This window comes from Enterococcus sp. BWR-S5, from assembly GCF_016745255.1.
GTDB lineage: Bacteria > Bacillota > Bacilli > Lactobacillales > Enterococcaceae > Enterococcus_L.
This window is the reverse complement of record NZ_JADOEQ010000006.1, coordinates 195,051-204,261: the sequence shown is the minus strand read 5'-3', so window position 1 is coordinate 204,261 and position 9,211 is coordinate 195,051. Positions and strand designations below refer to the sequence as shown.

Sequence of the window (9,211 nt, the reverse complement as noted above, 5' to 3'; positions counted from 1 at the left end):
AACGGTTGGTAGCCTTTATCTAGTATATCGAAAGGAGTTTTATCGCTAAAGCTACTTCTTCCACGCGCAGTACGCGTGGTTTTTTTGTTTCAATCACTTTAGTGATTGAAACCGACTAAAGTCATTAACAAAAATAAGACGACTGAACATTCAGCCGCCTTATCTCTTCATTTTATTAATGAAAGTAGTATCTTGTTAATTCAATTGCATTTCGTTCCATAATACAACTTCCGTATTCATTAAGAACTTCCGGTGTAACACTTGATTGGTGTCCAAATTCAAGTAATCTGGACCACTCATTCTCAATTTCAGTTACGGAAACTTCATCTAAGAAAAACATTACTTGTAAAAAGTATTTGTCTTTGTATTTGTATAGGTTAGCCAGCATAGACTTAACATATATTTCATTGGCTAATTGAACCATTGACTCAAAACTATCCAATTCAAGAACATAACTTCTGATGCTGTCATCGATTAAGTCTTTCGTCTCATCAGTGTAGTTTGCTTCCAGCTGCTTTCTAATCATCGCGCTTGCTTCATCAGAGCTCAGATCATTGAAGCTGCCAATATTCGGCACATCTTCAACTGAAGCATTCTTACTGATGAACAGCTCTAAACCATCGCTTTTCGGCAAAACCTGAAACGTCACAGCCTCGCTACCCTGAAATTCATCTTCAATATCTACTTCTTCCAAAATACTATAGAAAAAGTTTTCTACTTCCTTATGATTCCCTAACAAATCCAAAAAGGTAATCCCTCTATCTGCCAAGTCCTCATTGCCAATCAATACTCGAATCGTATTTTCATTAATATGTTCCATTTCCATCTGGTTCCACCTCGCTTTTTGCTCAAGTCAGGAAACTACTTCTTAGGTTAATTGTATAGCAAACGCCTCAAAAGTAAAGAGAAAAGTTCATTTATTTAGAATTTACTAAATTATGTCCTGATTTGAAAACAAAGACACTTATCTGTTGCTTTATTACTAAAATGTTCACTAAATATTTCCAATCTATCTACATAAAAAAGAGACCTTACAACATTTTTTTCAAAATGTGATCGGACTCTCAAAAAACTTGACAGAGAAAAATAAAGATGTAATTATTTTCTCTGTCAACAGTTTCAAATTTAATTTGTTAGATTAACTAAAACCCTTCACAGACATATCATCATTGATTGTCTGCTGCGTATGCTATAATCCAGCCATTAATTGTGCCTGTCTCAGCTCAAGCTGACGGACATCTCTTGGTAAAAAACGACGGATTTCATCTTCATTGAAGCCAACCTGTAATCTCTTATCATCAATCATGATTGGTCTACGTAACAACCCTGGATTTTCCTTAACCAGTTCCAACAAATCCTGTAAAGGAAGTTCGTCAAGATCCATATTCAGTTTTTGGAAAACCTTAGAACGAGTTGAGATAATTTCTTCTGTACCATCTTCTGTCATTCGCAGAATTGCTTTCAGTTCTGAAATGTTCAATGGTTCAGAAAAAATGTTTCTTTCCTTGAATGGAATCTCATGTTCTTGTAACCACGCACGAGCTTTTCGACATGACGTACAACTTGGGGAAGTATACAGTGTCAACATTGCGCATCACTCCTCTTTTATGAGTTATTTATATATTTGGAACAGGAATATCATCTGTTTTCCTATCCATCTATAGTATACCTAACTTCTTATTGAAATGCTAGGGCATTTTTAAGAAAAATAATAATTTTTGTAATGTCAACATCATTTATTTTACCATTCAGGACGAATTAATATCCTTTAGTAATAACATTATAACATTTCTGGACTTTTTATCATAAACATTACACACTAATACAGTTATGAAAAACTGTATTAGTATGTAGGATACTCAATTTTAAGGAAAAGCTGCACTTTAAAACAAAGAAATTCTGTTCATTTCATTTCATTAATTGTATACTGGTTTATAAGTGTAATTAATAGAGTAAGGTGGTTAATCATGGAAACAATTTTCTCAGGTATTCAGCCGAGCGGTACGCCGACTATCGGTAATTATATTGGCGCAATGAAACAGTTTGTTAATCTTCAAAATAGTTATAATTGCTATTTTTGTATCGTAGATGAGCATGCTATCACAGTTCCTCAAGATCCTCAAAAGCTAAGACAGCAAACACGCAGCTTGGCTGCACTCTATTTAGCTGTTGGACTTGATCCGAAGAAGGCAACAATCTTCATCCAATCCGAGGTTACAGCCCATGCAGAAGCTGCATGGATTATTCAATGCAATACAACAATTGGTGAACTGGAAAGAATGACCCAGTTCAAGGATAAATCTCAAAAAAATGGCAGAACCGGAGTCAGCGCCGGCTTACTGACTTATCCACCATTAATGGTTGGAGATATTATTCTATACAACGCGGATTTAGTACCGGTTGGTGAGGATCAGAAGCAGCATTTAGAGCTGACAAGAGACTTTGTTGAACGCTTTAATAAACGTTATGGTCAGCCGAATCAGGAAATTTTGACAATGCCGGAAGTGAAAATTGCGGAACAGGGTAGCCGTGTCATGAGCTTACAGAATCCAACCAGCAAAATGAGTAAATCTGATACAAATGCGAAAGGATTCATTTCTATGCTGGATGAACCGAACATCATCCGCAAGAAAATCAAATCTGCTGTTACCGATTCTACCGGAGTCATCGAATATGATCCTGAAAATAAACCAGGTATTTCGAACTTGTTGAGTATCTTCTCTTCAGCTACAGATCGTCCAATCGAGGAGCTAGCAGAAGCCTATAATGGTAAAGGGTATGGCGAATTTAAAGCTGATTTAGCAGAGGCTGTCGTTGCACTGCTTGAACCAATCCAAGACAGATACAAAGAATTACTTGTGTCAGATGAATTGGATGATATTCTGGATCAAGGTGCTGAACAAGCACGTCTTGTTGCCAATAAGACATTACAGCGCATGAAAAATGCTGTTGGACTTGGTAGAAAACCAAAAAGAAATAAATAACAGTTTTTATATAAAAAAGAAACAGCTTTGAAAACTGTTTCTTTTTTCTTTTCTTCTATTTTCTAAACTGAGCATCATGCAAACGACGATAATGACCGCCCTTTGCCATCAACTCTTCGTGAGAGCCTTCTTCCAGAATACCATTCTCGCTAACGACAATAATACGCGTTGCATGCTTAATTGTGGCTAGGCGATGCGCGATAATTAAGGTTGTTCGGCCACTCGAAAGAGCATTCAACGATTCTTGAATAACCTGTTCCGTTTCAGTATCTAACGCAGAGGTTGCTTCATCTAAAATTAGAATAGGCGGATTTTTCAAGAACATTCGTGCAATTGCCACCCGTTGTTTTTGCCCACCGGACAGCTTCACACCTCGTTCACCAATCACGGTTTCCAAGCCCTCTGGAAGCAAATCAATGACTTTTTCCAAATGTGCAAGCTTTACTGCCTGCTGAACTTCTGCTTCACTTGCATCCAGCTTTCCGTAGATGATGTTTTCCCGAATTGTACCTGGGAATAAAAACACATCTTGCTGAACGATACCGATTTGCCCTCTTAGTGAAGCCAATGTCATGTCTCGAATATCCATCCCATCGATAGTAATCTTCCCATCGGATACCTCATAAAATCTCGGCAGCAGATTACATAGGGTTGTTTTCCCCGAACCGCTTTGGCCAACAAAGGCAACTGTTTCGCCCTTCTTGATTTGCAGATTAATGTGGTTCAAAACCTTTGTCGAGTCAGCATAAGAAAAAGAGACGTCTTCATAGTGAATGTCACCTTCCAAATGGTTTACTGTGACCGCATTTGGTCGATCCTCTATGGTCGGTTTTTTATCCATTTCTTCAGTAAATCGCTTAAATCCGGCAAACCCTTTAGGATAGCTTTCAATCATGTTATTTACCTTTTCAATAGGACGCACAAAAATATTGGCTAAGAGAATAAATGCAACAAATGCCCCTTCCTGCAACTCCCCTTTAATCGTATAATAACCGCCAAAAATCAACACGAACAGGTTAATCAAGCGAATCATTAAATAATTATAGGCTGAACTGACACCCATCACTTTGTAGAAAAGAATCTTTGATTGTCGATACGTTTGGTTCAATCCTTCAAAGCGGACACGTTCAAATGGCTCATTTGCAAAAGACTGTGTCACACGAATTCCGCTGACAGATGCTTCGATTCCTGCATTAAATTCAGCTAAATTATCATAAATTTTCGTATTTACTTTAGTCATCTTCTTGTTGAAAACAATCAAAGCAATCGCGATAAACGGCAGAAGAACAATCGTAGCCAATGCCAGCTTCACATGATACCCCAGCATCAAAATGAAGGCACCAAGTAATGTCATCACCGTAATGAAAACATCCTCCGGGCCGTGATGGGCAACTTCAGAAATTTCAAAAAGGTCTGTAGTCAACCGACTCATCAATTTTCCGGTTTTTTGATTGTCATAATATTCGAATGGCTGTGTCTGCAAGTGCGCATACAGCTCTCTGCGCATATCTGTCTCGATATTCACTCCCAGCTTATGGCCAAAGAACACCACAATATACTGCAAAATCGTATTCAGTATATAAAAAAGAAGCAGGCCTAAACATGCCATTGCAATCAATCGAAAGTTTCCCTGAGGCATTAAATCGTCAATAACCTTATTCACAACAACAGGGAATGCCAGCTCTAAAAGCCCAGCTAAAACAGCACAGCTGAAATCCAATACAAATAATCCCTTATAGGGTCTATAATAACTAAAAAAACGTTTTAACATGTTTTTCCTCCTTTCCAAACACTCCTCCTATTATACGAAAAGAAAAATTAAGTTGCAAAAAAAGTTTCAGAAACCCTGGAAAAACAGTAATATTTACTGAATCAAATTCACTAAATCATCTATTTTTTTCATGTGAAATCAGCTACAATGTTCTTGTTTGAATCTTTTCAGAAAGTTACCATCCGGATGAGCAACATGTAATTTTCTATACGTAATGCGTTTCACAATAATGAAGAAACTGAGCAATAATTTAAAGGAGCACCTCTTCCCTTTTACATGACCTTCTAGGGAGGCGGACAGCGGACCACTCAAATGAAGAAACTTGGCAATCACTTGCCCAGTTTCCACAACAATATAAAGGAGAGTTTCCCTTGATAAACACAGTTGTTTTTGATGTTGATGATACAATTTATGATCAGCAAGCACCTTTCAGAGCCGCAGTAAAACGAATTTACCCTGATTTTCCGGTTGAGAAAATGCATGAGCTTTACATTCGCTTTCGACATCATAGTGATGTTACCTTTGAAAAAACAATCACAGGTGAATGGACATTGGCCTTTATGCGTTTTTACAGACTTGATGAATCCTTGAAGGATTTAGGTTATCCTGCTACAACTGAAGAAGAAAGCTGCTCTTTCCAGGAAGCATATGAAGATGAGCTCGGGAAAATTACTATGCATCCAGAAGTAACTCGAGTATTGAATTATCTCAGCCAAAAAGGGATTCCTTTGGGGATTATTACAAATGGACCAACCGATCATCAGTACAAAAAGGTGAAACAATTGGCTTTGGAATCATGGGTTCCTTCTGACAATATCATCATTTCTCAAAGTACAGGTTATCAAAAGCCTGATAAAGAGATATTCGAATTGGCTGCTCGTCAGTTTGAGATGAATCCGGAAACAACTCTCTACGTGGGAGACAGCTACGAAAACGATGTGGTAGGTGCCCACAATGGTGGTTGGCAATCCTTATGGTTCAATCATCGCTTGCGAGCTGTACCCAAGCACACCAAACTAACTTATCAAAAAGAAATTACTTGCTTTGATAATCTATTTGAAGCAATAAAAGAATTAGTATAACGAAAATAAAACTAAAGCAGCAGACCGCTCGTTTCAGTGAGTAGTCTGCTGCTTTTTATCGTTCGGATATTCCGCTTTTAAATGCATGTAAGAGTTCTAAAACTCCTCTTCGTGTTGCGCGGTTCTCGCTTCTCTCCGATCCTCGTCGCAACAATAATATCTATAGTCCACCTTCGTCTCCCATGCTCAGAATCGAACGAATGTCTTCTTCGGTCATCTTGTTGAGTTGCTGCTCATTTCCTTGGATGACTTTTTGGAATAGCTCGCGTTTTTCCTGCTGCAGCTGATCCATTTTTTCTTCTATTGTTCCCTCCGCAATCATTCGATAGACCTCAACAACCTTCTTCTGTCCCATCCGATGCGCACGACCAGCGGCTTGCTCCTCAACTGCAGGATTCCACCATAAATCGTATAGAACAACTGTGTCTCCGCCAACAAGGTTTAGTCCGGTGCCTCCTGCTTTCAGAGAAATTAAGAAAACGTCTTTTTCTCCTTCGTTAAAGGCATTGACCATATTGATTCGATCGATAGGGCTGGTACTTCCCCGCAAATAAAAGGTTTCAAGTCCCTGTTCATTCAACTCCTTTTCCAAGATGCTTAGCATACTTGTAAATTGAGAAAATAATAGGACTCGTCTGCCGTTTTCTTTTGCTGTTTGCAGAAAGATTTTTGCCTGCTCTAATTTTCCCGAGCTGCCATGGTAATCATCCATGAATAGACGTGGATCGCAGCAAATCTGGCGTAGTCTTGTCAGCCCGGCCAAAATACTGATACGGTTCTTTTTGAACGCTTCGCCGTCCATCTGACTAATATCCTCTTGCATTTTTCTCAAGTAAGCCAGATACACCGTTTTCTGTTCTTCTGTTAACGTGCTGTATAGATTATTTTCAATTTTATCAGGGAGATCCTGCAATACATTTTTCTTATCACGCCTTAAAATAAACGGACGAATCATCTTCGCCACTTCTTCAGGTCCAAGCTCCCTAAACGCTAGTTTTTTCGTGAATAAACCTGGCAGTACCAGTTGAAAGACAGACCAGAGCTCATCTAATGAGTTCTCTATGGGGGTACCGCTTAAAGCAAATCTTTGCGGAACATTTAATTGTCGTAGTGCCTGTGCTGTCTTGGTTCCACTGTTTTTAACCATTTGCGCTTCATCAAGAATCAAATAATCAAGTGCCAGCTGTTCATAAATTTCTACATCCTGACGAAAACTGTTGTAGGAGGTAATCAATATATCCTGTTCATCTGCTTGTTCAAGCATCGACAGTCGATTTTCCTTTTGTCCTGTAATCACCAGCTCTTTTAAATCGGGAGCAAACTTCTTAAGCTCTGCCGACCAGTTGTAGATAAGACTGGCTGGAGCAATCACTAATGCCGGATGCTTCAAGCGTCCTTCTTCCTTTTCAGAAAGCAAGTACGTAATCACTTGAATGGTTTTCCCCAGCCCCATTTCATCAGCGAGAACACCGCCAAAACCATAATGACTGAGCATTTTCAGCCATTTGAAGCCGTCCACCTGATAATTTCTCAACACTGCCTGGAGCTTTTCCGGGAGTTGAACGGCAAAATTTTCCGGTGCCGTCAAATCCTTGACCAACTGATTGAAGGATTCAGAGAACATTGCCTGCGCATTCCCCTCCAACATCTGCTCAAGAACCAGGCCTTGATTTTTCGGCAATTGAATCGTACCATTATGATTTTTCATATTTTGACGAAGCTTCGCCAAGATTTCACTGGTCTGATAAAATTCCTCTGAGTCAAAAGAAAGTATCTCTCCGGATTCCAAGGTATAAAAGGAATCATTTCTCAAAAGACTCGCAAGAACAGCATCAATTTCTTGTTCGTCTACTCCAACAATATCAAAACGAACGTCCAGCCATGAATCAGAGTCGCTGACCTCAATCGTCGGTTGATGGCTTTTGGCATCCAGATATAGCTCTCGAAGCTTCTTACCCATTAAAACTTCTCCCAGCTTTTGAAAAGCCGGAATTTCAGCCCTAAAGAAATAGTAAAGACGTTCACCGCTAGGCAAAGGTTTTTGAAATCCTGTCTTTTTTTCTGTGTACGAATATTTTTCAAGGAGCTTCTGAACTGTCGCTTCTTTGCCTGTGTCTCGGATGACTTCTCTATCGCCTTCTGGTTTAGAAGAGTGCTTTTCATCCGTTGAAAAAACCGCAGGACCGTAATGGTAATCGACACGAACATCCAGCATATTTTTGACTTTTCTGAATATAAGCTTGATGCTCAACGGCGCAATGACTAATGCAGACTCTACCTCTTCTGCCACCGTGACTTTACCTATTTTTTCTAATAAAGGAATGACTGAGCTGAACAAATCTGACAGCTGCGCTTGCTCATAAATCACCTCCGGATGTTCCATTCGTTTCAGCAGTTGTGTTAAGATACTGTATATTTCCTCCTGCTCTTTTGTCAGCAAATAAATAGTATCTCCTGTAACACCCCAATGATAATGACTTAAAAATGGATGAAACAGATTCTTAATTGCCAATCGATAGCGTTCACCATCTTTATTAATGGAAAATTCCAGTGGTAATTCTGTTGCCGAAAAAACGGGTTTCCGAATTTTCCTCTCCTCTACATTCAACTGTAATGAACCAGTTCCCTGCATCTCTTCAAGCAGCTGACGTGCTTGCTCTACCGGTAGTAAAAGATATCGTTTATCAAGCTTCCCATTAACCTGAAGCCCCTTTGAGCCTAACAGCAGACTGGTTTGATAAATTGCCGCTAACTGACTAAGTATCTCTTCATCCTTTTCTGAAAAGGACTCCTGTGTCAAAGTTACCGTGTGTTGCTTGCTTAAGGAAATAGACTCTTCCTTCTGAAGCTTTTGAAGAAAATCACCAATGTTTTTGATGATATATGTTTTTTTCTTTGCCCCATGAATGCCAACCCGAATAGAAAGCCCTAATAAAGCAAGCTCAGGATAATAACTGTTGGTCTCAATCATATCCACAACATAGTCAACAATCAGCGGTGCACTCTTTTTTTGTTCAAGAGGCTGCTGCAGCTTTGCGAAGCCTTTAGTAAACATTTCTGCATTCGACGTTTTTTTCGCCGGCATCATTTCTGCCTGTTTATGCTTCATGATTCTTGGAATTCCTTTTCCTCGAAGATAAAGCTCTACTGCAACGGTATGTTTACAATATCCTTGCTCGTGCCAGTAAGGACATTCACAGCGATCTTGCTCTTTCGGACTCCCATCCAGCTCCACCAAATACAGCTCAGAGCCTAAAACTTCAGCGTACCAAATCTGTTTCTCCCAGTCCTGAACAACGGATAGGACTCTGCCTTCATTTAAATATTCTCGACCGCGTGTAATGATTCGATCCGGTATGCTCCATCTCATACAC

General features: G+C 39.4%; 6 protein-coding genes. 2 read left to right on the top strand and 4 right to left on the bottom strand.

The annotated features are described in order from the left end of the window. Nucleotides 1-175 precede the first annotated feature (175 nt). A complete protein-coding gene (locus IW510_RS09515; protein ID WP_202058972.1) occupies nucleotides 176-826 on the bottom strand; it encodes an adaptor protein MecA in 651 nt (216 codons plus the stop codon). Between the two features lie 363 nt (nucleotides 827-1,189). Beyond that, nucleotides 1,190-1,588 (bottom strand): transcriptional regulator SpxA, encoded by a 399-nt coding sequence (gene spxA / locus IW510_RS09510; protein WP_086349137.1) that lies wholly within the window; start codon nucleotides 1,586-1,588, stop codon nucleotides 1,190-1,192. 379 nt (nucleotides 1,589-1,967) lie between these two features. On the opposite strand from spxA, the gene trpS reads away from it, so the two are divergent. Continuing rightward, nucleotides 1,968-2,984, top strand: coding sequence for a tryptophan--tRNA ligase (trpS, locus tag IW510_RS09505; protein ID WP_202058970.1), 1,017 nt, complete (start codon nucleotides 1,968-1,970; stop codon nucleotides 2,982-2,984). 55 nt (nucleotides 2,985-3,039) lie between these two features. On the opposite strand, the gene IW510_RS09500 is transcribed toward trpS, so the two are convergent. Beyond that, a complete protein-coding gene (locus IW510_RS09500; RefSeq protein WP_202058968.1) occupies nucleotides 3,040-4,755 on the bottom strand; it encodes an ABC transporter ATP-binding protein in 1,716 nt (571 codons plus the stop codon). Between the two features lie 374 nt (nucleotides 4,756-5,129). Here IW510_RS09500 and IW510_RS09495 point away from each other — a divergent pair, with 374 nt between their 5' ends. Next, entirely contained in the window at nucleotides 5,130-5,837 is a 708-nt protein-coding gene (locus IW510_RS09495; protein WP_202058984.1) for an HAD family hydrolase, read from the top strand. A 160-nt stretch (nucleotides 5,838-5,997) separates the two neighbouring features. Here IW510_RS09495 and IW510_RS09490 read toward each other — a convergent pair whose 3' ends face one another. After that, nucleotides 5,998-9,207 (bottom strand): DEAD/DEAH box helicase, encoded by a 3,210-nt coding sequence (locus IW510_RS09490; protein WP_202058966.1) that lies wholly within the window; start codon nucleotides 9,205-9,207, stop codon nucleotides 5,998-6,000. Between the last annotated feature and the right edge of the window lie 4 nt (nucleotides 9,208-9,211).